The 240-nt window shown below is 37.1% G+C and carries 1 protein-coding gene; it reads right to left on the bottom strand.

The features are described from left to right. On the bottom strand, positions 1–240 hold a 240-nt coding region (locus ACWA1B_RS23500; RefSeq protein WP_456911102.1), incomplete at both ends, for a CsgG/HfaB family protein.

The following is a 240-nucleotide window of genomic DNA, read 5'->3' on the forward strand; positions in this document are numbered from 1 at the left end:
GAGACAAAATGGTTTTGGAGATATAAACTGATTTTAAAATTTTTCCGTTTGAGGTAGAAATCATTCTCAGATATATCGTAACGCGATCTTGGCGGTATTTTACAGATGCTCCTGCGCCAAAATATCTTGCTCCGAATCCGCCGGTAATAATATTAGAATCATAAGAAACAATTCCTCCTTCCAATAATACTCCAGCATATAAAAGGGGCGTTAATTGCGGTTCGTTCGGATTTGCATTTT

It is taken from the genome of Flavobacterium xizangense (assembly GCF_054075145.1).